This is a genomic window from Nocardia sp. CA-107356, from assembly GCF_050946365.1.
Taxonomy (GTDB): Bacteria; Actinomycetota; Actinomycetes; order Mycobacteriales; family Mycobacteriaceae; genus Nocardia.
This window is the reverse complement of record NZ_CP191992.1, coordinates 3938709-3962066: the sequence shown is the minus strand read 5'-3', so window position 1 is coordinate 3962066 and position 23358 is coordinate 3938709. Positions and strand designations below refer to the sequence as shown.

The following is a 23358-nucleotide window of genomic DNA, read 5'->3' as shown; positions in this document are numbered from 1 at the left end:
GCGATTCGGGCGATCCCGGTCAGGTGGCGGCCCGAATAAGGGCCAGCAGGGCGTCGGCCGTTCGGGCGCAGAAGGTTTCGGCGTCGTCGGTGCCGTGTGTCAGTCCGCGCAACAATGTCCGTGCGACCAGGATTTCGAAAACCAGGTCCGCCGTTGCAGTTCCATCGGCGTCCGCGGGCATGGCCGAGCGAATTCGGGCCGTCAGCGCCTGACGGGCGGGTAGGTCGGCGCGATCGTGCAGGGCGCGGTAGCGGTCGGGCTCGCTGTGATAGGCCGAGATGAGACCGGGAATCGCGGCGCGAGTGGAGGGTTCCGCGATGCGGGCCAGAAAGATGCGCACCCACTCGATCAGGTCGGCATGTAGATCGTCGGTTTCGGCTGGGAGCCACAGGTTTTCGGAGCCGAAGACGGCGTCCTCGATCAGGGCCTCCTTACCGGGCCAGCGTCGGTAGATGGGTGCGGTCCCGACATTGGCGCGCCGGGCGACGGCGGTGATCGAGGTGTCCTGATAGCCGACCTCCGCTAGCAGTTCCCTGGTCGCGTCTAGGACGGCCCGATCGATCTGCGCATCGCGTGGCCGCCCGGCGGCGGACCTCGGGTTCGCGGAATCGGTGGACGTCATAGGGCGGAGCGTACCCGGCGGAATCGGCGAAACAATTACGTTGCGGTGTACAACGTAATATATTCGTGAGGTACCCGATAAAGGAGTCCGAATGCTCGTACCCGAAGACGAAATGCTGTCCCATCAACTCGCGACGACGTTCGATCACGTCGGACAGAGCGACCTGCGCTGGACCGAGCGCGTGGTGATGTACGGCTTCGACAAGTCCGGCGAGATCAGCGTGATGACAGGACTCGCGCGATTCCCCAACCGCAATGTCATGGACGCCTATGCCATGGTGACCGTCGGCGGCAAACAGGCGAAGGTGGTGCGTCTGTCGACCGAATACAACCATCGCGCGTCGACTCTCGGCGCATGGGACGTCGGCCCGTACGCCTACGAGGTGACCGAACCGCTGCTCGGCACCAGAGCCACGCTCGCGGACAACGATCACGCCCTGCGCCTGCGGCTGGATTTTCGCGGGACGTTCCCCGCCTACGAGCAGACACCTGCCTTCCATCGTTCCCGCGGGCGGGTGCGCGAGGACGCGCGGCGCTACTACCAGAACGGCACCGTCACCGGCTGGATCGACATCGATGGCAGGCGCATCGATATCGACCCCGATCAATGGTGGTTCGGCCGCGATCACTCCTGGGGCGTGCGGCACGGCCCCGGCGGCGGCAGCCTCGACGAGGGCGTGAGCCTGCAACCCTCCGAGGTTCCCGACGGCGTCCTCTACTACATGGGCATCTTCCAATTCGATGATGAACTTGTGCATTTCGCACAGCGCGAGACCAGCACCGGTGCACGCTGGCAATTCGAGGGCGAGGTGCTGTATCCGATCGCGACCGGACGGGACTCGACGCCGATCATCGATGTCGAGCACGATCTCGCCTTCGAACCGGATCTGCGCCTCGCCTCCGGCGGCACCTTCACCGTGCACCGCGCCGACCGCGCGTCCTCGATGCTCGAGGTGCGTCCGATCTGTCGTTTCTGGCCCGGTTTGGCGGGCTACAACGAGTACCGCGGCTACGCGTCGGGGATGTGGCGGGGTACGTCGTTCAGCGATGGATTCACCGTCGACATTACCGATCTCGACCAGGTCCGGCCGATCAGTCTGCTGAGCGAGACGCTGTGCGAGGTGCGGACGGGCGACAAGATCGGGCACGGACTGCTGGAGATGGTGTTCATGGGCAGCTACCCGCGCTACGGCTACACCGGCTGGTGAGCGGTATGAGCGTAACCCGGCTCACCCCGGACGAGCTACCAGCGCATCTGGAATCCCTTGTTCGCCAGCGTATCCCGGGTGCCGAGCGGGCGAATATCGCGAACTGGAAGCGCGCCGATCAGGGCTTTGCCTCCGACACCTACCTTTTCGATATCGAAGGGCTGAGTACCGCACCGGGCCACGCTGGTTTCGTCTTTCGCCGCCCGCCTGAGGTCGCCCTGTTCCCCGACTACGACCTGCGCAGGCAGTTCCTGGTGATGCGGCGCCTTGCCGCAACCGATATCCCGGTCCCCACAGTGCGCTGGATAGATACCGACCCGAATCCGCTCGGTACGCCGTATTTCGTCATGGACCGGATCGACGGCGGCCGGACACCGAGCGATGTCCCGACCTACCACGAGGCCGGGATGTATTTCGAGGCGACACCCGAAGAGCGAGCGTCGATGTGGTGGTCCTGTGTCGACACCATGACGCGGGTCCACCGGCTCGATCCGGCCGCACTGCGCCTGGAGTTCCTGCGCATGCCCGGATTCGGTACCGAACCGCTCGAACAAGCGGTCAACTATCTGGATCGGGCGGTGCACTGGGCCAGCCCCACTCCGTCGCCGATCTTCGACCGGTCGATCGCCTGGTTGCGCGAAAATCGCTACCAACCCGAACATGTCACGCTGTGCTGGGGCGATAGCCGCCTGTCGAATATCCTCTACGGCGACGATCTCTCGGTCATCGGCGTCCTCGACTGGGAGATCGCCCACCTCGGCGATCACGAGGCCGATCTCGCCTGGCTGCTCCTGACGGACTGGCTGTGCAGCGACTTCCAGGGCCGGGCGCGGCTGCCCGGCACGCCGACACGGGCCGAGACCATCGCCGGATACGAGGCACGCACCGGCTGGCCGGTGCGCAACCTGCGTTTCAATGAAATCCTCTGCGCGGTCCTACTTTCCGTACCCCTGCTGCGCATGTCCAGCCAGCTCGGCATGGGCGATCTCTCTCAGGTCTGCGCGGCGCGCCTCGACCAGCTGCTCGCCGAAGGGAGCTGAACCGCGATAATGGTCCGACTATGACCGATTCCCTGCTCCACCAGCGCTTCCCCGAACTGGCCAGCACGTTGCCGTTCGCACGACTCGGTGTCGCACCGACGCCGGTCCGCCCGCTGGATCTCGGCACCTCCAGCACCGTGTGGTGCAAGGACGACAGCGGGTACGGATCCGGCGGCTGGGGTGGCAATAAGATCCGCAAGCTGGAGTGGCTGTTGCCCGAGGCGCGACGGCGCGGCGCCCGCACCGTCCTCACCTTCGGTGGCACCGGCACCAACTGGGGTCTGGCCACAGCGCTCTACGGCAGAGAATTCGGCATCGACACCGCACTGGCGCTGGTCGATCAACCGATGGACGACCACGTCCGTGCGCAGCTCCGGCGACTGGAAAACTCCGGCGCCACCTTACATTTCACACACAGCAAGCTGCGCACCGTCCTCGCCGCGCCGTGGTTGCTGCTGCGGCATATGCACGGCCGCACCCCGCCGTACCTGCTGCCCGTCGGCGGATCGTCGCCGATCGGCACGCTCGGCTACGTCGAGGGCGCCCTGGAACTGGCGGTGCAGATCGCCGCGGGCGAGCTACCCGAACCGGCACATCTGGTGACCGCCGTCGGATCCGGTGGCACGGCCGCGGGTTTGGCGCTCGGCCTACGGCTGGCCGGATTGCGCACCCGCGTCGTCGGTGTCGTGGTCAACGACTCGCTCCCGCTCGACGCGCGACGCATCGTCGGGCTGGCCAACAGCGCCGCGGCGGTGCTGCGCGCACGCGGCGCGGAATTCGCCGCGCCCGATCTGCTCGCGGACGACGTGACGATGGTGCGCGACTGGATCGGTCCCGGCTACGGTCATGAAACTCCGGCGGCTGTCGCCGCGAAGAAACTCGCCGCGACCACCGGGCTGGAATTGGAAACCGTCTACACCGCAAAGGCTTTGGCCGGGCTCCTGGAGATGGATACTCGCGGCGACTTCGGCGGCGGACCGGTGCTGTTCCTCAATACCTATGGGCCGCGCTGATCCGGATCGAGCCCGAGAATCACGGCCAGCACCGCACGCAACCGATCCACATCGCCCCGAATGCCCGTCACCGCATCCTGATACAGGAATGCCTCGATGAGCCGGACCAGCGCATAGGCGAAAGTCGGTGTATCGACCCGGTTCTGATAACCGTCCTCGATCGCGTCATCGAGGATCTCGGCGACCACCCCGACCACCTTCGGCTGCACCGGTCCGTCGCTGGTGGTGATGATGCGGCCCGCGGTGGCCTGTTCGGTCGCGATGAAATACCGATATGCCTCGCTGCGCGTCATCCAGCGCGCCACCCGGTCGAGCATGGCGAGCACGCGCGGCGCGCCGGATCCATCGACGCGGGTGTGGGCCGCAACGACCATCCGCTCGAATTCCGACACCATGACCGCGCCGAGCAGACCGTCCCGGGAACCGAACCACCGGTAGATGGTCGCCCGCGACAGACCCAGTTCGGCCGCGATCGCCTGCACGTCGACCCGCTCGGACGCGAGGAACTGGGCACTCGCCGCGGCCAGCACCTGCGCCGGGGAGGCGGCGGCAGGACGGCCGACCGGACGAGCGGCACCGGAGGTTGTGGTCATCCCAGCCCTGGGATCGATTCGCGACACATGCGTAGTAACGTACCAAATCGACCCGGACGAGCAGCACGCCCGTCTGGGCCAGTGCTCCGCCACCGCGAGAGGATGTGCCCGTGCGCTCGACATTGATCTCCCGCAGGGACCTGGATTTCCTGCTCTATGAATGGCTGCGGGTCGAGGAGCTGACGGCGCTGCCGCGGTTCAGCGAACACTCCCGGGAAACCTTCGACGGTTTCCTCGACCTGTGCGAGGATCTCGCCACCCAGCAGTTCGCGCCGCACAACAAGCGCAATGACAGCAATGAGCCGACCTTCGACGGCGAGCGGGTCACCATCATCCCGGAGGTCAAGGCCGCGATCGAGGCCTTCGGCAAGGCGAATCTCATCGGCGCCGCCATGGATGAGCAGATCGGCGGGCTGCAACTGCCCGCCACCCTGGAGGCGGCCGGGTTCTGCTGGTTCCAGGCGGCCAATGTCGGCACCGCGGGCTATCTCTTCCTGACCGTCGGCAATGCCAATCTCCTTGCCGCACACGGCACTCCGGATCAGGTCGATCGCTTCGTCAAGCCCATGATCGAGGGCAGGTTCACCGGGACGATGTGCCTGTCGGAGCCGCAGGCCGGTTCATCGCTGGCCGATATCGTCACCCGCGCCGAACCGCAGGCCAACGGCACCTACCGGCTGTTCGGCTCGAAAATGTGGATCTCCGGCGGCGATCACGAGCTGACCGACAATATCGTGCACCTCGTACTCGCCAAGATTCCGGGCGGACCGGCCGGAACCAAGGGCATCTCGCTGTTCATCGTGCCGAAATTCCTGGTGGCCGCGGATGGTTCGCTCGGTTCGCGCAACGATGTGGTGCTGGCCGGGCTGAACCACAAGATGGGATACCGCGGCACCACCAATACGGTGCTGAACTTCGGCGAGGGCAAGCACACTCCGGACGGTGCGGCCGGAGCGGTGGGTTATCTCGTCGGCGAACCGCACCGCGGCCTGTCCTACATGTTCCACATGATGAACGAGGCGCGGCTCGGTGTCGGGCTCGGCGCAACAGCCTTGGGCTACACCGGATATCTGAAATCGCTGGACTACGCCCGTGAACGCCGTCAGGGTCGCGCGGCCACCGCCAAGGACCCGTCCGCACCCCAGGTGCCGATCATCGAGCACCCGGACGTGCGGCGAATGTTGTTGGCGCAGAAGGCCTATGTCGAGGGTGCGCTCGGTCTGCTGCTCTACTGCAACCGGCTCGTCGATCTGGAACGCACCACCACGGATCTGGCCGCGAAACGCAACCACACCCTGCTACTGGAAATCCTCACGGGTGTGGCCAAGAGCTGGCCATCGCAATGGTGTCTGGAGGCCAATAGCCTCGCCATCCAGGTGCACGGCGGCTACGGCTACACCCGCGAATACGACGTCGAACAGCACTACCGCGACAACCGGCTGAACCCCATCCACGAGGGCACCCACGGCATCCAGGGTCTGGATCTCTTGGGCCGCAAGGTGATCCAGCACGACGGGGGGAGCCTGCGGCTGCTGGCCGCACAGATCGAGCGCACCGTGCTCGCGGCCACCGAGGCGGGCGGCGAGTGGACCGAATTCGGCGGTCAACTCGATGCGGTCTGGCAGCGCCTGCTCACCGTCACCGGCTGGATGTTCGCTTCCGGTGATATCGCCGCCGCGATGGCGAATTCGAGTATCTACCTGGAGGCATTCGGCCATGTGGTGGTCGCGTGGATCTGGCTCGAGCAGGCGCTGGCCGCACACGACAAGCAGGGCGATTTCTACGACGGCAAGCGCGCGGCGGCCCGCTACTTCTTCCGCTACGAATTGCCGAGGACGGCACCGCAATTGGATCTGCTGGAGCTGATGGACCGAACCACGCTGGATATGCACGACGCGTGGTTCTGATCCGCTCGGTGCGCGTGATCGGACTGCGGCACGTTCGTTGGCTCAGACGATCAGTGGTCGGTGGCCGGGCCGGGTGCGGCGCCAGGCCACCGCGAGGAATATGACCAGGCCGAGCAAGGGCAGGGTGCCGATCGTCCAGCTCAGTGGCAGGGGCGGTCCGGGTTGGTCGAGGACCGTCACATTGCCGAGGGTCCCTTCGCCGTGTCCGAGCGGACCGTCGATCACGAAGGTAAAGGTGTAGGTGCCCGGGGCGTCGAAGGCCTTGACATCCAGACCCCAGGAGTCGCGTTTGCGGGGATGGCGGACCAGCGGCGTCGCGCGGCGGCCTGGTCTGACCGCGGGTCCGGTCAACCGCAGCGTCCCGGACTTATCGGCGATACCGCCGTCGGGCATGAAGGTGAGGTCCAGCGATTTCATCGCGCGGATGGGCCAGCTGGAGAACCCGACGGTGACGCCGTACGGACCCGCCTGCACGCGCTCGGTATGCACGATCTCGACCGGCGCGTAGGCGGACGCGGGGGCGATCGCGATCAGGGACAGGGTGATCGTCGTCAGTACGGTGACGACGAGTCTGCGCAGTACGGGCATCACGCCTCCCGCACTGCGGGCAGCATGGTGGTGAACCGGCCGCCCAGGAATCCGGCGAGCAGACCCAGCGGAATGCCGAGGAGCGTGATCGTCACGATGTCGCCGAATGCGATGTGCCTCGTGGCATGGGTGAGGTCCAGCTGGAGCGGAAAGGTCACACCGACGATCACGCCGGTCACGACACCGGCCGCCAACACGATCTTCCTGGCGTCGAAACCACGGTTGTGGGCCAACCAGAACAGCGCCTCGACTGCGGCGGCCGCGACAATCAGGAACATCGGCATCATGGCCGGCAGGGCCGGCGCCCGCCCCGTGAGACCGTCACGCAGCGGCAGACCGATCGCCGACGCGTAGGTGTGCGCGGCCCAGGGCGAGAACCACCACAGCATCGCCTGCATCGCGCCGAGTGCGACGGCAATCGCAATGGCGGCGCCCGCACGAGCCAGCAGCGCCGCGCCGAGGATGAGCAACATCGGTCCGAACAGCACGATGCCGAGGATCGTCGGATCGGCGGGCAGGTCGAGGTTGTTCAATGCGTTGGTGGTAATCGGCGCGAAGGTGATCAGGATCGGAATCGCGAGGACGATGCCGATCCGACCCGAGCGGTGGTCGCGGTGGGCCGCGAAGACGATGATGCTGCCGATCATGGTGAGCGAGATCGACAGGAACAGCGCCACGTGTGACGGGGTGTTGAGTACCGCGTCGAAGCCGTAGATCGAATGCCATTCCAGATCGAGCAGGCCGTACAGCAGGAACAAAGCGGCGCCAGCACCGGCGATCATATAGCCGAGCGGTGCGGTGAGGTTACTGCCGAAGACCCGGATGGGGGTGCCGCCGAGTATCGGCACGGGCCGACCGGCACGTTGGGCCGCGGTGGCGATGAGCACCATAGCGAGGCTGGCGAATCCGGATATGGCGCTACCGGAGTACAGGAGTAGATGCGGCAGGGTGAAGAAGGTGTCGGGTCCGACTTCGTCGTGCCACTGGATATCCCAGCTGAGACCGACCAAAGTAACTGCGGTGCCGACTAAAACGACCCAAGCGCCGATCCGGGCGGCGATGCCGTTATCGGAGGCTGCCGGTCCGGCATCGGCTGCGGTCGCATCGGGTGGTGCTGACGTGCTCATAGCGGTCCTCATCTCTCGTACTCCGACGTTCTTCCTGTCCTGCACGTGTTCTCAGCCACCGACCCAGAGCGGTACCGTGAGTTCGTCGACGCCGTCGTGGTCGTCGATCGAAAGCCGAAGTTCCCACGGGCCGGTCATCATCAGTGGCACCGCAACGGCGTGGAAACGTCCTGGGCCTGCGGCCACTGCCGTGACGGACTGCCCCGCGTAGCCCATCAGCGGCTGGTTCACCTGAATCCGCACTGCGGCATGATCTTTCGTAACGCCGGTGCGGTCGGTGACGGCGATGTCGATATCGGTGCTGCCGATTCGAAGGCTGTCGATGGTGACCGTGACGAGATGGTGCGGGGTACCGGATTTCAGCACGAGCGGGCCGGACTGGCTCGGCCAGAGCAGCCAGGCGATGGCGGCGATCACGATGACCAGCGCCGCTCCCCCTGCCAGGAGCACCCGGCGATCGGTGGTCCGGGCGGCGGATTCGGTCACGCTCATGACTGTGCTCCCGTCGCGACATCGAGGATGACCGGGACCGTGAGCACGGTATAGCGCCTTTCGACCTGGATCCAGAGTCGATACCGGCCCGCGAGCGGGAAGGTGTAGGTGAAGGGAACGTCGGGTCCGTACGCGGCGACCGTCTCGTCGGGTGCGCTTTCGCCATTGACGGGCGGCATGAGCATGGTGCCCCGGCTCGCAGCGGGCTCGGTCATATCCATACCCGGCATATCCATACCCGGCATGCCCTGCATCGAGGTCGCGCCCATCGAATGCGCGTGCCCCCAGATGGGTGAGTCCTGCACGGCCGCGGCGATATCCGCGGCCGCTGGCAGTGGACCCGCCATGATCATGTGCCCGACCATGCCGAGCCACGGCTGTAGGTCGGCAGCGTCGCCGAACTCGGCGGTAATGGTGGTCGGCGCGCCGGCCACCGGCGTGGTCGTCCTGATGGTGACCGGATTTCCATCGATGACGGTCGCGGTGTTCTTGTCACCGCTACCGAGATGCACCGGGGCGCTGGATGATTGCGGTGCCCCGGCACCGGGCAGAACTGTGAAACCGCTTGCCGCGCGGACCATCTGCACGCCACCACCGCGCCGCGCCAACTCCGCGGACAGCGCGTATCGCCCGGCCTCCGGCGACCCCAAATGAACCTGGTAGCGACCGGGTCCGATCCGAATCGGATGCAGATGCGCCAGTTGCCCGGTCGGTCCCACCACGAGCAGATGCATCAGCGCACTGTCATGTACGAGCAGATCATCGACCGGCGCACCGGTGGCGGCGTCGATCAGCACCAAGTCGAGATCGCCTGGCCGCCCGGCATTTACGGGCCCACCCGCAACGGTGAGCAGGACCGGCGGCCGCGAGAAATCCGATATCAATGGCTGATTCAGGGCGTAAGGATCACTGACATTGTCCACCGTCGGATCGAGCTGCCCGCCTGGTTGCGGAGGTAGCGGCAGCGAGGACGACAGCAATGCCGCGGTCACCGATACCGCGACCCCGGCCACCATCCCGGCGGCCGGAAGCAGCGCCCACCCGCTACGCCGAGCACGAATCGCGAGCACCAATGCGACGGGCAGCAGCACACCCGCGACCAGAAACCCGCCATAGACCAGACGTTCGGGTGGCGAGGTCACCTGCGCGGGCACGACGAAGGGAATCCGCGCCACCCGCGCACCATCGCCGACGGCCAATTCCCACGGCCCGGCCCGATCCATGGGCACGGTGGCCGAATACATTCCGGGAGCGGCGCCGAGGTCGACGACCGCCTCGGCGGTGGGCGCGCCCGGCGCGGGCAGTGTCGATCGTGTCGTCGCACCCGTCGGCCGCACCGCGAGGGTGAGCCGCCCGGCGGCGGTACCGGCGTGGGTGACCACATCCACGCGCAACGGCCCCGGCACGCTGGTCACCCGGCGCAATACGATCGTGAGCTCTCGATCACCGAGCGATTGTGCGACCGAAATATCCGCACCCGACGCGGACGAATCGGCGAACGCCGAACCCATCCCGAACGACACCAATAACGCACACACCCCCGCGACCAGCAGAGCGCGACCGCGAACAACACCGGCAACAACAGCCACGCCCGCCATGGTAGGGATGCGACCCCATGAGAACATCACCCCCAGCGGGGATTTCGACTCCCCCGCCGGAGTGATGCCGCACCAGCCGAGCATCCGGATAATCCCCGAGCGATGACGATGACGGTCACCCGGGTGCCATCCCCGCCGGTATGGCGCAACCGGGCCGCACTCACGCTGCGATACGCCCGGGGTGCTCATATCCCACGTGGCCAGGTCACCGAGGTCACGGGCGCCCTGGCCACCGTGGCGATGCAGACCGCGCACGCGGTGCTGGCGGCGCGCGGCGAATGGACCACCAATGAGAAGCGTCTGCTGCGGCGGGCGGGGCTGCGTGGTGTCGACACGATCGTGGCCGGACTGCGCCCGGAGCCAACGGCCCTGGTGGAGGCGATCGTCGAGACCGAGGCATTGTTCCGCACCGCCCTCGCCGACCCGTCATTCGAATCTGCGTGATCAAAACTCACCGACCGTGAACAGGGTGGCGCAATCGCCACTCCGGGATCCATCTGCCCAGGTCAGGGCCGGTGGCAGGCGGCGGAATAACATCCCTTGATTTGCCCGGCCCGCACGGCGGGTCTCGAGTGCTCGCCAGCCAACTATCGTCGCTGTCCATGCAGGTCAGCGAGAGAAAGGCGGCGGAGGTGGGAGCCGAGGCGACGCCCGTGCGACGGTTGCGGGCCGACCAGGCGCGCCGGATAGCCGACGTGCTGCGTCATCAGATCCATGCGGGGGCATTCGACGAGGCGCTGCCGAGTGAACAGCAGCTCGTCGCGGAATACGACGCGTCCCGCAATACCGTGCGGGACGCGCTCGCACTGCTCAAGGACGAAGGTCTGATCGATCGGGTGCCGAAGGTGGGCACCCGGGTCGCCCGGCGCAAATACGACCACGGGCTGGACGCGCTACTCGGACTGCAGGAGACGCTGAAGGGCCACGGCACGGTGCGCAACGAGGTGCGCGCGGCGATGCATATCACCGCGCCACCCGCCGTGGCGCGCAAACTGGGGCTGAATCCCGGAGAGCGCGTGGTCTATATCGAGCGACTGCGCTATCTCGCGGATCTGCCGCTGAGCCTGGATCTCACCTATCTCGCACCCGATATCGGCACCGAGGTCCTCGGGCACGATCTCGAGACCAACGACATCTTCGTGCTCATCGAACAGATCAGCGGCGGGCCGCTGGGCTCGGCCGACCTTGCGCTGGAAGCGATCACCGCCGACGCACACACCGCCGCCACCCTGGAAGCGCCCGAGGGCGCCGCGCTGCTGATGCTCGAACGGCTCACCCGTCTCGACGACGGCCGACCGGTGGATCTGGAGTACATCCGCATGCGCGGAGATCGAATCACTATGCGCGGCAGTCTGATCCGCGGCACATCCGAATGGAAGGTCATCTGATGGCACTGGCGAACCAACGCACCGATATTCCGGTGACCATCGACGAATCCCTGTGCATCCAGGGCTGCACGCTGTGCGTGGAGATCTGCCCGCTCGACTCGCTGGCCATCAACCCGGACAACGGTAAGGCCTTCATGCACGTCGACGAGTGCTGGTACTGCGGCCCGTGCGCGGCCCGGTGTCCCACCGGTGCCGTCACCGTCAATATGCCCTATCTGCTCCGCTGAAACATCTGCATCGAATCCGGAAGTCTCCCATGAAGAAACGCCTCGCTCCCCTGCTCCTCGCCGTCGCACTGGCCGCGGCGGGCTGCTCGCTGCAGAGTTCGGACAACACCCCCGCCGGAACCGTCAAGGTGGTCGTCGGCTACCAGTCCAAGACCATCAACACCGTCACCGCGGGCACTCTACTGAAGGCCCAGGGCTATCTGGAGCAGCGCCTACAGCAGATCACCGACAGCGGCGGCGCCAAGTACCAGGTGGAGTGGCAGGACTACGACACCGGCGCGCCGATCACCGCGCAGATGCTCGCCGAAAAGATCGATATCGGCTCGATGGGCGATTATCCGTTGCTGATCAACGGATCTCGCACACAGGCCAATGACCGGGCGAAAACGGCGCTGGTATCGGTGACCGGATACAACCCGAAGGGCGCACTCAATATGGTTGTGGTGCCCCAGGATTCGACGGCGAACGCGATCAGCGACCTGGCCGGGCAGAAGATTTCGGCCAGCGTCGGCTCGGCGGGACACGGCACCCTGGTGCAGGCGCTCTCCCGCGCGGGTGTCGATCCGGCCAAGGGCGTCGAGGTGCTCAACCAGCAGCCGCAGGTCGGGGCCACCGCATTGGAATCGCATCAGGTCGGCGCGCTCGCGCAGTTCGTGGCGTGGCCCGGACTGCTGGTCTTCCAGAACAAGGCGAAACTGCTCTACGACGGTGCCGAATTGGGTGTGCCCACCTTCCACGGCGTGGTTGCGCGGCGCTCCTACACCGCCGATCATCCCGAGGTACTGCGGGCCTTTCTCGCCGCCCAGCTCGATGCCACCAAGTTCTTGAACGACAAGCCGTTCGAGGCCGCCAAGATCGTCGCCGACGGTTCGGGGTTGCCGCAGGAAGTCGTGTACCTCTACAACGGCCCGGGCGGAACGTCTTTCGACACCACACTGAAGCCGAGTTTGATCGATGCGTTCAAAGGCGATGTGCAGTACCTGAAGTCGATCGGCGACTTCGCCGAACTCGATATCGACAAATTCGTCGATCCCGCGCCACTGCGCACAGCCTTCGCAGAGAACGGCGCAGGCGACTACGACCAGGCGGTGGCGAACACCGCCAACCCGAGCCGCGTCACCGGCACCGACCCGATCTGCGGGCGGGCCGTGAACAATTCGGCGCAGGCCGGTGAGCTGTGGCTCGACGGTACCGAGCGCCCGCAGCCCGCCGCGGATCCGACCTGCCTGCTGCGCGCGGTCCAGGCGGCCAAGGCGCAGGGCAAGCTCATCCGCGCCGCCTATGTGCCCGATGCCGAACTCGGCACCCGCTGGTTCGCCGATAAGGCGGTGTGGTTACGCGATGGCGACAGCTTCCTGCCGTTCACCACACCCGCTGCCGCGCAGCGCTACCGGCAGGCACACCCCACCGCGACCGCGATCTCCTACGACCAGGCCGTCACGGAAGTCCGACGATGACGGCATCGCGCAGCGATACGTCGACCGGTGGTGGCCGCACGACGGGCGAGCGCACCGCGGCCCTGGTCGGCCCCACCGTGGCCGATCGCGAGGAGACCGTCGCGGCCCGCGGGAGTTCCGTGTGGCGCACTCGTGTGCTCCAGGTAGCGTCGGTCGCGACCGCGATCGGACTGTGGCAACTGCTCACCGCCAATAATGTGCGGTGGTGGCTGCGCTTCGACACGCTTCCGACGGTCACCGAGATCGTTCGCGAATTCGGCAAGCAGCTGCAATCGGATCAGTTCTACGTCGATGTCGCGCAATCGCTGATCCGGATTCTCACCGGATTCGGGCTCGCGGCAGTGGTCGGCGTGGTCGCGGGCATCGGTCTCGGCCGCTCCGGACTCTTCGCCGCCGTGCTCGGACCGCTCACCGAACTGGCGCGGCCGATCCCGGCCATCGCGTTGGTGCCGGTGGCGATCCTGCTGTTCCCGAGCGACGAGTCGGGCATCGTCTTCATCACGTTCATGGCGTCGCTGTTCCCGGTGCTCGTCAGCACCAGGCACGCGGTGCGTGCGCTGCCGACCATCTGGGAGGACGCGCTGCGCACGCTGGGCGCCTCGCGCACCGATGTCCTGGTGCGGGTGGTACTTCCGGGCATCCTGCCCGGCGTGTTCAGCGGTCTGTCGGTGGGCATGGGCGTGGCATGGATCTGTCTGATCTCGGCCGAGATGATCTCCGGGCGGCTCGGCATCGGCTACCGGACGTGGCAGGCCTACACCATCGTCGACTATCCGGCGGTATTCGTCGGCATGATCACCATCGGCATCCTCGGCTTCGGCACCTCCGGAATCGTGGAACTGGCCGGACGCCGGATCACCCGCTGGCTGCCGAGGGAGGTCACCGAATGACCGCGACAACCGCACCCGCCACCGCGACAGCAACCGGAATGCGGTTGAGCCTGGACGGAATTCGCATCGCCTACAGCGGCAAGCCGGTGCTCGACGACCTCGAGCTGGCCATCACCCCCGGCGAGATCCTGGTCGTGGTCGGCAAATCCGGCTGCGGCAAATCGACGCTGCTGCGCGCGATCGCCGGACTGCGCAAGCCGGACCGGGGTGTGATCCGCGCCGACGGCATTGCGGTGACCGGACCGTCCGCCGATCGTGCCCTGGTCTTCCAGGACGATGCGCTGCTGCCCTGGCGCACCGTGCGCCAGAACATCGAGCTCGCACTGCAATTGCGCAAGGTGTCACGGACCGAACGCAAGGCGAACGCCCGGCATTGGGTGGACGAGGTCGGACTCACCGGCTATGCCGACTATCTTCCGCGTGATCTCTCCGGCGGCATGCGGCAGCGAGTTCAGTTGGCGCGCAGCCTCGCCGGGTCGCCGCGCGCGGTGCTGATGGACGAGCCGTTCGGCGCACTCGACACCCAGACCCGGGCGACCATGCAGCGCTTGCTGATCGACACCTGGCGCGCCCATCCGACCACCATCGTATTCGTCACCCACGACCTGGACGAGGCACTACTGCTCGGCGACCGCATCGCGGTGCTGGGCGACGGTGCGCTGCGCGGCCTTATCGATGTACCCGAGCCGCGTACATCGGTGGACCGCCGGTCCGTGCACGCCGAAATCTTGGAGAAGCTGTGAACATTCCCGAGCTATCCGACCGGATCCGGCTCGACTGCGATGTGCTCGTCATAGGCGGCGGCACCGCGGGGACCATGGCCGCGCTGACCGCCGCCGAGGCGGGCGCCGATGTGCTGCTGCTGGAGAAGGCGCATGTGCGGCACTCCGGCGCACTCGCCATGGGCATGGACGGGGTGAACAATGCGGTGATTCCGGGCAAGGCCGAACCGCAGGACTACGTTGCCGAGATCACCAGGGCCAATGACGGAATCGTCAACCAGCGCACCATCTATCAGACTGCCACCCGCGGCTTCGCCATGGTGCAGCGACTCGAGCGCTACGGCGTGAAATTCGAGAAGGACGAGTACGGCGAGTACGCGGTGCGCCGGGTGCACCGGTCCGGGTCCTATGTGCTGCCGATGCCCGAGGGCAAAGATGTGAAGAAGGCGCTGTATCGCGTACTGCGCCAACGCAAGATGCGCGAGCGGATCCGCATCGAGAACCGGCTCATGCCGGTGCGGGTGCTCACCGACGCGGGCCGCGCGGTCGGCGCCGCCGCATTGCATACGCGCACCGGCGAATTCGTGGCGGTCGGCGCGAAGGCGGTGATCCTGGCGACCGGACCGTCCGGCCGATTGGGGCTGCCCGCATCGGGCTATCTGTACGGTACCTACGAGAATCCCACCAACGCGGGCGACGGGTATTCGATGGCCTATCACGCGGGCGCGGAGCTCAGCGGTATCGAATGCTTCCAGATCAATCCGCTGATCAAGGATTACAACGGTCCGGCCTGCGCCTATGTCGCCAATCCGTTCGGCGGGTACCAGGTGAACGCGCACGGCGAGCGTTTCGTCGACTCCGACTATTGGTCGGGGCAGATGATGTCGGAAGTCAAGCGTGAGATCGAATCCGCCCGCGGACCCATCTATCTCAAGGTGTCGCATCTGCCCGACGAGACCCTGTCGACGCTCGAAGGTATTCTGCACACCACCGAACGTCCGACCCGTGGCACCTTCCACGCCAATCGCGGCCACGACTACCGCACCCACGATATCGAAATGCACATCTCCGAAATCGGTTTGTGTGGTGGACATTCCGCATCCGGCGTCTGGGTCGACGAGCATGCGCGTACCACTGTTCCCGGGCTCTACGCGGCGGGCGATCTGGCCTGCGTACCCCACAACTACATGATCGGGGCATTCGTCTTCGGTGACCTGGCAGGTGGGCATGCCGCATCCACGTTGTCCGACGTCGATGCCCCGGGCGACCTTCCGGAATCCCAGCTGGCCGCGGCGCACGAGTTGATCTATCGACCGCTGCGGCAGCCGGACGGCCCGCCCCAGCCCCAGGTCGAGTACAAGCTGCGCCGATTCGTCAACGACTATGTGGCGCCGCCGAAAACGGCCGCGAAACTGTCCATCGCGGTCGAGACCTTCGAGCGGATGCGCGGTGAGATCGCCGAAATCGGCGCACGCACACCGCATGAGCTCATGCGCGCAGTCGAGGTCTCCTTCATCCGCGACTGCGCCGAAATGGCGGCACGCAGCTCGCTGACCCGGACCGAATCCCGCTGGGGGCTCTACCATGAGCGCGCCGATCTGCCGCAGCGCGATGACAACGAGTGGCGCTATCACCTGAACCTGCACAAGAACTCCGACGGGGCGATGGAATTCCTCAAGCGCCCGGTGGCGCCGTACCTGGTTCCGGTGCCCGGACTCGACGACTTACCCTCGGCCGATTCGACTGTCGTCCCGGTTCGGCAACCGGATCTCATCGGTGGCCGCGCACCGACCGACGCACCACGCACCGTCCGCACCTCGACGACACCGCCCTCGCCCCGGCTCGTCACCCTGCTCGCCTTGGATTCGCCTACGGTGCAAGACATTTCGTCCTACCTCACCGATCCGGAGGCGGGTGTTCGAGTGGCGGCGCTTTCGGTGCTGACCGAGAACACCCCCGAGGGATTCGCACCGATTCTCATCGGCGCACTCGATGACACCGCGGCATCTGTCCGCGCGGCCGCCGCGGCGAGTCTGCGCGAACTCGTGGAGGTACTGCCCGATTGGCACGGCCTCGCCGACCGACTCGACTCCCCCGATCCGGTGGTCCGCGCGACCGTCGTCGATCTGCTGCGCGCCCGGCGATCCGGATCGACCGCGCAATTCGTCGCGGCACTGACCGATTCGGATCACCGGGTGCGCATCGAAGCGGTGCGAGCGCTGGTATCACTCGATGACCGGCAGGCCGTCTCCGCGGCGGCCAGCGATGAGAACCGTGAGGTCCGCATCGCCGTCGCGCACGGATTGTCGACGATCGGCGGCCACGGCGCGAGCACCGCACGCGAACTCGCCGAGGATCCGGATCCGCTCGTGCGCGCCGCCGCCCTGGCAGCCTTCGCCAATCTCATTGTCGTACCGGATGATGCAAAACTTCTCGCCGATGCGCTCGGACACTCCGCATGGCAGGTCCGGGTCGGCGCGGCCCGTGGCCTCGCGGGCACGAACCCAGATTTCGCGATCACCCCGCTGTCGGATGCCCTGCGCGATCCACACCTCGACGTGCGCAAGGCGGCGGTATTGTCACTGGCCGCCTGGCCACAGAACGGGGCGGCGCACGATGCGCTGAAGCTGGCGATCGATGACACCGACGCGGACGTGCGCGCCTACGCTCGCCGTGCCTTGGACAGTGCACACCCTGTGTCGTAGCCGCACACCGCTCATGCGGGCTGTGTCGCCGCTACCGGGGCGCGGCACTGCGCGGCCAGCCTCTCGGCAGCGCGGGCCGCAGCCTCCCCGGGCCGCATCGCGACGGAGTTGCTGCGGCCGTCGACCGCGCCCTGGAGCCTGAGTCGAAATCAGTTTACGCGCAGCGGAATTGGAAGCTTGCGACCGGTGCCGTGCCGGGTGCCACGTCGACCTGAACGTAGGCGATGCTCGCCAGCTCGCAGCCGGAGGGAACGGAGGTGACCTGCGCCTGGTAGCAGCCGTTCGGGAAGTTCTGCGTCACCGTTCCGTCGCGGCCGGTCGTCAAGGTTGCCAGCACCGGTCCGGCGGAGCACGTGGTGATGCCGACTGTGGCGCCCGTGACCGGTATCTGATCGGTGCCGGTGGTCGCCTGCACCTTCAGCGGACCGTCGCCGGGTGCCTGAGCACCCGCCGCGCCAACGGGCAGCATCGCCACCAGTGCGGCACCGAGTACGGATGTGACGAGCAGCGTGTTGCGCAAGCGAGTCTCCTTCGGTGGGTGTGAGCGGATCCGGGCGATCGGCCATGTGCCACCGTATTCCAAACCGACCGGCACGGCTACGACCCGCGACCGCCTGTCGTCGCACGCTCGCGCCACGGCTCAGGCGGAATCCGCGATAACCACGATGCCGCTCGGCGCATCCACCAGCGAAACCGTCCGCGCGGCAGCATCATCCACGTGCACGCGCGGATGGCCGGGCAGCTCGGCTTCGTAATACGTGCCCGGACCATAGAATTGGCCGTACTTCACGACCACACCGCCGATATCGAGCACCGCGGCCTCGTGTGCCTCGATCACCGCGCCGCGACCGGCGGGCGGCTCCCACGCGATGCTCTGAGCGAGAAAGCGTTTCGCGCCCGCGGCCTCGGCGGCGGCGATCAGATTGCGGGTGCCTTCGTCCCGGATGCGCGCATTCGCACCGGCGAGTTCCGGCAGCAGCGCCGCATCGTCGGGCAGGTCGGTGAGCTGGTGCATCACCAGGTCGGGACCGAAGGCGACGACCGCGGCGGTGAGCGCGTCGAGGTCGTACGCATCGCAGACGATGGGTTCCGCACCGACGGCGCGCACCTGATCGACCTTGGCCGCCGACCGGGTCATCCCCGCCACCTCGTGTCCGGCCTCGATCAACAAGGGCAGCAACCGAATTCCGATGACGCCGGTCGCACCGGCCAGAAAGATCCGCACCCGACCACCTTAATTCCCGGATGAATGCCGTCCATGCGCTGGGGAACACCCTGTAGCTGGTCGTATGCTCTAGGGCCAGCGGTAGCGAGGGAGATGGAGGATCCATGGCGGATCGGGAAGTGCTGACCTGGGAACTGTTCGGGACGGCGAGCCGCGAGCTGGCGACCGAGATCGCCAAGGACGGGTTCGAACCGGATCTGATCCTCTCGATTGCGCGCGGCGGTCTGTTCGTCGCGGGTGCGCTCGGCTACGCACTGGACGTGAAGAACCTGCACGTGATGAACGTCGATTCAGACACGTTCTTGGGGCGAGCTCACCCCCTCCAGGGTGCTAAAACGGCGGCCTGACCCCGACCTGCCCGCGCATCCTCGTCCGCAGGAGTTACGGCGAGGAGGATGCGCATGGTGACCGGCCGCCCGCTCGCACCTACGATCGCTGCGCTGCCCGCCGGCGATCGCGTCGAGCGAGCTGACACCGAACCCAGTACCTGCCCCGCGATGCCGCTGCCGACGCTGCACAGCCCGCTGCCTGAGGCCACGAGTTACCGGCTGCGACCCGTGGACACCGCCGGGCGCATCAACGACCAGGAGTTGGTCGATTCCATGGGCTGGCATCCCGGCGACCGCCTCGGTTGGTCTGTCCGCGACGACCTCGCTTTCCTGTCTCTGAACCTCGACGGCGCGGCGCGGATCACGGTGCAGCGGTGCTTGCGACTGCCCGCCGAACTGCGTCACGCGACCGGCATCCGGTCCGGCGATCGAGTCCTGTTGGCCCCCGCCCCTGCCTGCGGAATCCTCGTTCTGTTCTCACCGAGGGCTCTGCACGACATGGCGCAGCGCCGCATCATTGACGCGTCGGGTGGTGAGCTGCGATGACCGATCACACGACCCGCCAGGCGAATCTCGAAGCCGCGGCGCTGCTGCTGGAGCGGCTCGATCTCACCGCGCGAGACCTTCAGGACATGGCCGCCGGGTCCAGGACGTCTGTTCCCACCTTCGCCGCCTACATCCGCGCGGTCTACACCGCCATGCCGGCCGGAAACACCCGCTACGCCTACAACGTCTACTGGACCAAGCTTCTGGACATGTCCGGATGGGCCGACCGGCGGATCGACGAGCCCACGGTCACCGAATTGCAGGCCGTCGTAGAACATTTCAAAGTATCTCGCCAGCGCCGCCGCAACAGCCGCGAAGGACGCCAGACCGGCCGCATGGCCGTCGCGGCACTGCGCTACCTCTACCGGCAGGCAGAGTACGACGGATATATACGGCCTGGGACAAGCCCGGCAGCCCGACTGGTGAAACCCCGCCAGGTGCCGTCCACCCGCCGCGCGCTGCCGGAGCAGGTACTGGCCGACATCATCAGGGTCGCCTCGACAACGGGCAACGACCCCGAGCTCGACACGCTGGTGCTGCGGTTGCACTTGGAAACGGCATGTCGGCAAGGCGGCGCTATCCATCTGCGCGTTCAGGACCTCGACGCGACGCAATGCGTGATTCTGCTGCATGAGAAGGGGGGAACCGAACGCTGGCAACCGGTGACTCCCACGCTGATGGCGGGCTTGCTCCGCCATGCCCGAGAACGTGGCGCATCCGTCGCGGAGCCATTGCTGCGATACCGCAATGGACGACCGATCCAACCCCGCCGCTACGACTATTTGTGGCGCCGTCTGCGACAGCACCTTCCAGTGGTGGAAACGCACGGAATCACGGCGCATTGGCTGCGACATACGACGCTGACCTGGGTGGAGCGCAACTACGGCAAAGCCGTCGCTTTCGCATACGCCGGGCACACCGGCGCCAGCGGAACAGTCACCGACATCTACACCCGCGCTGGTATCGAGGAAGTCGCCCAAGCTCTCTCGAAACTCACCGGTGAGCCACATCCGCTCACGTGTGACACCAACGACTGGACGTCGGCCGCGCCATCGTCCCCGAGCAAGGGAACTCTTCGATGACGTCAATTCACCCATCGGTCGGGTCCGCACGAGCCGGTCCGACACCGCGATCTCCGACGGTGATGATGATGTCGTCACCTGGTCGGAAATTGATGCAGACCGATGCTTTGCCCGAAGTGGGTCAAGAATGCACGGGCACGCTCGGCCGAGCAAGACGCGGAAGCGCTGTATCTGGCGAAGTCGAACCAAACTGACAACTCGGCAGCTCAGCGGAAACAGGCGATTGTGTAGGACAGCTGTCCAAGAGGTGTTGTGGTGGTTGAACTACGCGCCGCTCCGAGACTGCTTAGCTAGGATGGCACCGGCCAATGGACGTGGGGACGTCCGCTCGGCAACCGGGGAAGTGACCCGCCTAACGACACAACAGCGCGGGCGGGTCACACCTCCCATGAACAGTAAAGATGGGTCGAGTCGGGAACCTGCGGTCGACGTCTTCCGCCGAGCACGAACTACTGCCACCCTTCGACTCGATTCTGATGCCCGTCGAAATCACTGTCTCAGTTCCGCTGGCAGACGCGTGGGGGTCCGGTCACCGACCTCTTCGGCGTCTCGTAAAGCGGACACGCCGACAGATCCCAGCCGTCAGCTCTCGTCAATTGCGATTGGCCATCGAATCATGAGAGCCGCCACCTGCCCGACCGCGAAATCCGAATGAGCCCCGGACCGGTCTGCGACGGTTCGAGGCTCATTCAGGGGTATTCGCGCCTACCAACCGATCGCTCAGTGATTGACGACACCAAAGTATCCCACGCCCGGCACACCTGCGAAATCCGCTGTACTTGCGTCAGTCCAGTCTCGGACTGGCTTCAGCGGCACCGATGCTCCCTTCGCGGCTTCACGGCCCGTGACCCGATGCCGCCTCCCCGAGGAGGAGCCAAGCATGACACTGGGTTTCCACGGATAGCCTGTCTCGACACCACAACCGTTCGCTGTTTCGGCAAAGGAGCAGACGAGAAGATCGGTGACCCGTCGGCGACAACGGCCCGGTCCGACGTCCGAGTCCTTTCCGAGAATCACAACAGCCATTCATGTCGGCAGCGAGTCTCGCCCCACCGAAACACTTACTACACAGATCAATTCGACGCTTTCATCCTGGCACCAATGACAAGGAGCGACCGTGTCTGATTTAGACACCCACTCTCGACAGCACGCCGTCACCAGTGCTGGATCCTGCACAGACATTTCTTTGCAGGTACCAGCACCACAGACGCGCAACGACAACGCAGCGACTTGGAAAGGGGCTCACCGCATGGATATCGACATCACGTGTCCGCACTGCCGCCGACTAGACGTCGTTCAGAGCGTGCCAGCCGTGCACTCCGACGGGGTATCCACCAGTTCCGGGACCGATCTCTACTCCGGGGGTCGGCGTAGCCGCCACCAGTCTCGTTCCGGTGATCGGCATAGCGACGGTCGAACGTATCCACACCACCGCGTTGGCTCGCAGCCTGGCCCGTGAGCCCAGCAGGCGTCCGGTGGCGGGGATAACCACACTCGGCCTGCTGTTGCTACTCCCTGCTCTGTTGGTCGTCGTTGTCGGCATGGCGTCCGTGGCCACCTCGGATGCCCCTGACACAACGGACGTAGTCGTACTGGCTGGCGCAGCCCTGTTTGTCGGCGCGATCGCGGCGCCTGGCTTACTCGTGCTCGGTGTCGCGGTATTACGAGGCCGCCGCAACGGGCGTATTTCTCGCGGCCGTCGCACCGCTCACGCTGTCTGGCAGGCAGCGTTCTACTGCCACCGCTGCGGCCTAGCGTTCTGGCCCCTATCACCGGCACCAGGTGTTCCCGCCAGGCAGGCGTTCGCGCCTCAGCACTTCCGATGGTTCGTCTGGAACGCAGGCGACTACGCCAATATCTAACTGTTCCAAGGGATTAGCAGAGGCCGCTCATCGCGCGTACCGCTGCCTCGTGCTCCGAAAAGCGCCCGGCCCCAAGCGTACGGTCTCAAGTAACCTCATCACGCGGTGACCCGATCGCGGGTGCCAGCACACTGGACTCCATCACTGGGTGGCGCGGTTCGCCGACTTCGCCTGCGAGCGTTTCTTCTATGACATTGACAGCGACATGTCGACCGTCCTGCTCAGGCTGCACCGTCGGCGTCATGGTGGCCTTCTCCGGTGATGCGCTCAGCGGCATTTCCTCGGATGCTGCGCGTCCGGCGTTGATCAATTGCCGCGCATGCTTGGTGCTGATTTCGAGCAGTTCGGCGACATCGTCGTCGCTTTGCCCTTGGTCCCGGATTAGTGCGGCGGCAACAGCTTGGTCCGCATGATGGAGGGCTATCTCCTCAGCCGCTCGTGATTCGACCGCGCGGATCTGCTGGCGCAGTACCTCGATCTCTTGATCACGTTTGGTCTCGCACGCCGTGATCGCCTGCCAATCGTAGAGGTAGCGTTTCACTGCGTCCGCGATCGTTCGCTCTCGCCGACGGGCCAACTCTCGTCGTTCACGGACACGAGCGCGCGAGCGTTCCAATCGCTCAAGGACTTCCGGTGATTGAGCTGTCCGCGGGGGCCGCGGCGGGCGACGCGAAAACAAGGCCAGCCTCCTGGATCGGCCGCGCCTGCTGACTCTCCCGCTACAGATCGTACTCCAGT

Annotated in this window: 23 protein-coding genes and 1 pseudogene; 15 read left to right on the top strand and 9 right to left on the bottom strand. The window is 66.1% G+C overall.

Going from position 1 to position 23358, the window contains the following annotated elements; genetic code table 11:
- Positions 1-19: 19 nt before the first annotated feature.
- A complete protein-coding gene (locus ACQP1G_RS17680) occupies positions 20-622 on the bottom strand; it encodes a TetR/AcrR family transcriptional regulator (RefSeq protein WP_433205250.1) in 603 nt (200 codons plus the stop codon).
- A gap of 91 nt (positions 623-713) precedes the next feature.
- On the opposite strand from ACQP1G_RS17680, the gene ACQP1G_RS17675 reads away from it, so the two are divergent.
- From ACQP1G_RS17675 to ACQP1G_RS17665, 3 genes are read left to right on the top strand one after another with little or no spacing between them, the layout of a single operon-like run.
- Positions 714-1829: a hypothetical protein gene (locus ACQP1G_RS17675; protein WP_433205247.1), complete on the top strand. Its 1116-nt coding sequence runs from the start codon at positions 714-716 to the stop codon at positions 1827-1829.
- Positions 1830-1834: 5 nt separating this feature from the next.
- On the top strand, positions 1835-2869 hold the full coding sequence (locus tag ACQP1G_RS17670; protein ID WP_433205244.1) for a phosphotransferase family protein: 1035 nt from the start codon (positions 1835-1837) through the stop codon (positions 2867-2869).
- 20 nt (positions 2870-2889) lie between these two features.
- Entirely contained in the window at positions 2890-3882 is a 993-nt protein-coding gene (locus tag ACQP1G_RS17665; protein ID WP_433205241.1) for a 1-aminocyclopropane-1-carboxylate deaminase/D-cysteine desulfhydrase, read from the top strand.
- On the opposite strand, the gene ACQP1G_RS17660 is transcribed toward ACQP1G_RS17665, so the two are convergent.
- On the bottom strand, positions 3867-4475 hold the full coding sequence (locus ACQP1G_RS17660; RefSeq protein ID WP_433205238.1) for a QsdR family transcriptional regulator: 609 nt from the start codon (positions 4473-4475) through the stop codon (positions 3867-3869). The genes ACQP1G_RS17665 and ACQP1G_RS17660 overlap by 16 nt on opposite strands.
- Positions 4476-4585: 110 nt before the next feature.
- On the opposite strand from ACQP1G_RS17660, the gene ACQP1G_RS17655 reads away from it, so the two are divergent.
- Entirely contained in the window at positions 4586-6382 is a 1797-nt protein-coding gene (locus ACQP1G_RS17655) for an acyl-CoA dehydrogenase (protein ID WP_433205235.1), read from the top strand.
- 42 nt (positions 6383-6424) lie between these two features.
- On the opposite strand, the gene ACQP1G_RS17650 is transcribed toward ACQP1G_RS17655, so the two are convergent.
- The 4 genes from ACQP1G_RS17650 to ACQP1G_RS17635 are packed head-to-tail and all read right to left on the bottom strand — an operon-like array spanning position 6425 to position 10178.
- Positions 6425-6970, bottom strand: coding sequence for a hypothetical protein (locus ACQP1G_RS17650; protein ID WP_433205232.1), 546 nt, complete (start codon positions 6968-6970; stop codon positions 6425-6427).
- Positions 6970-8097 (bottom strand): hypothetical protein, encoded by a 1128-nt coding sequence (locus ACQP1G_RS17645; RefSeq protein WP_433205229.1) that lies wholly within the window; start codon positions 8095-8097, stop codon positions 6970-6972. The genes ACQP1G_RS17650 and ACQP1G_RS17645 overlap by 1 nt, the downstream gene beginning before the upstream one ends.
- A 51-nt stretch (positions 8098-8148) precedes the next feature.
- Positions 8149-8589 (bottom strand): FixH family protein, encoded by a 441-nt coding sequence (locus tag ACQP1G_RS17640; RefSeq protein WP_433205226.1) that lies wholly within the window; start codon positions 8587-8589, stop codon positions 8149-8151.
- A complete protein-coding gene (locus tag ACQP1G_RS17635; RefSeq protein ID WP_433205223.1) occupies positions 8586-10178 on the bottom strand; it encodes a hypothetical protein in 1593 nt (530 codons plus the stop codon). The genes ACQP1G_RS17640 and ACQP1G_RS17635 overlap by 4 nt, the downstream gene beginning before the upstream one ends.
- A gap of 111 nt (positions 10179-10289) precedes the next feature.
- Here ACQP1G_RS17635 and ACQP1G_RS17630 point away from each other — a divergent pair, with 111 nt between their 5' ends.
- The 7 genes from ACQP1G_RS17630 to ACQP1G_RS17600 all read left to right on the top strand — a co-directional run bounded on the left by ACQP1G_RS17630 (position 10290) and on the right by ACQP1G_RS17600 (position 17576).
- The gene (locus tag ACQP1G_RS17630) at positions 10290-10631 is read left to right on the top strand and encodes a hypothetical protein (RefSeq protein ID WP_433205220.1); all 342 of its coding nucleotides are present in this window, start codon (positions 10290-10292) and stop codon (positions 10629-10631) included.
- A gap of 158 nt (positions 10632-10789) precedes the next feature.
- A complete protein-coding gene (locus ACQP1G_RS17625; RefSeq protein WP_433205217.1) occupies positions 10790-11575 on the top strand; it encodes a GntR family transcriptional regulator in 786 nt (261 codons plus the stop codon).
- Positions 11575-11802 carry a 4Fe-4S dicluster domain-containing protein gene (locus ACQP1G_RS17620; RefSeq protein ID WP_030519968.1) on the top strand — a complete coding sequence of 76 codons (228 nt, stop codon included), beginning with the start codon at positions 11575-11577 and terminating at the stop codon, positions 11800-11802. The genes ACQP1G_RS17625 and ACQP1G_RS17620 overlap by 1 nt, the downstream gene beginning before the upstream one ends.
- Before the next feature lie 29 nt (positions 11803-11831).
- On the top strand, positions 11832-13259 hold the full coding sequence (locus ACQP1G_RS17615; protein WP_433205214.1) for an ABC transporter substrate-binding protein: 1428 nt from the start codon (positions 11832-11834) through the stop codon (positions 13257-13259).
- Entirely contained in the window at positions 13256-14149 is an 894-nt protein-coding gene (locus tag ACQP1G_RS17610; RefSeq protein ID WP_433205211.1) for an ABC transporter permease, read from the top strand. Before ACQP1G_RS17615 ends, ACQP1G_RS17610 begins: the two co-directional genes overlap by 4 nt.
- Positions 14146-14892, top strand: a complete 747-nt coding sequence (locus ACQP1G_RS17605; protein ID WP_433205208.1) for an ABC transporter ATP-binding protein — start codon at positions 14146-14148, stop codon at positions 14890-14892. Before ACQP1G_RS17610 ends, ACQP1G_RS17605 begins: the two co-directional genes overlap by 4 nt.
- Positions 14889-17576, top strand: a complete 2688-nt coding sequence (locus tag ACQP1G_RS17600) for a fumarate reductase/succinate dehydrogenase flavoprotein subunit (RefSeq protein WP_433205205.1) — start codon at positions 14889-14891, stop codon at positions 17574-17576. Before ACQP1G_RS17605 ends, ACQP1G_RS17600 begins: the two co-directional genes overlap by 4 nt.
- Before the next feature lie 154 nt (positions 17577-17730).
- On the opposite strand, the gene ACQP1G_RS17595 is transcribed toward ACQP1G_RS17600, so the two are convergent.
- Entirely contained in the window at positions 17731-18096 is a 366-nt protein-coding gene (locus ACQP1G_RS17595) for a hypothetical protein (RefSeq protein WP_433205202.1), read from the bottom strand.
- 120 nt (positions 18097-18216) lie between these two features.
- Complete coding sequence (locus ACQP1G_RS17590) at positions 18217-18801, bottom strand: NAD-dependent epimerase/dehydratase family protein (protein ID WP_433205199.1); 585 nt, start codon at positions 18799-18801, stop codon at positions 18217-18219.
- A 104-nt stretch (positions 18802-18905) separates the two neighbouring features.
- Here ACQP1G_RS17590 and ACQP1G_RS17585 point away from each other — a divergent pair.
- The 4 genes and pseudogenes from ACQP1G_RS17585 to ACQP1G_RS17570 form a co-directional block, all read left to right on the top strand.
- Positions 18906-19109: pseudogene (locus tag ACQP1G_RS17585) on the top strand (phosphoribosyltransferase); the annotation flags it as partial.
- Between the two features lie 93 nt (positions 19110-19202).
- Positions 19203-19676 (top strand): hypothetical protein, encoded by a 474-nt coding sequence (locus ACQP1G_RS17580; RefSeq protein WP_433205196.1) that lies wholly within the window; start codon positions 19203-19205, stop codon positions 19674-19676.
- Positions 19673-20758 carry a tyrosine-type recombinase/integrase gene (locus ACQP1G_RS17575; protein ID WP_433205193.1) on the top strand — a complete coding sequence of 362 codons (1086 nt, stop codon included), beginning with the start codon at positions 19673-19675 and terminating at the stop codon, positions 20756-20758. Before ACQP1G_RS17580 ends, ACQP1G_RS17575 begins: the two co-directional genes overlap by 4 nt.
- Before the next feature lie 1394 nt (positions 20759-22152).
- Complete coding sequence (locus tag ACQP1G_RS17570) at positions 22153-22620, top strand: hypothetical protein (protein ID WP_433205190.1); 468 nt, start codon at positions 22153-22155, stop codon at positions 22618-22620.
- Between the two features lie 85 nt (positions 22621-22705).
- Here the strand turns inward: ACQP1G_RS17570 and ACQP1G_RS17565 are convergent, their stop codons facing one another.
- Positions 22706-23161, bottom strand: coding sequence for a hypothetical protein (locus ACQP1G_RS17565; RefSeq protein ID WP_433205187.1), 456 nt, complete (start codon positions 23159-23161; stop codon positions 22706-22708).
- Positions 23162-23358 lie beyond the last annotated feature (197 nt).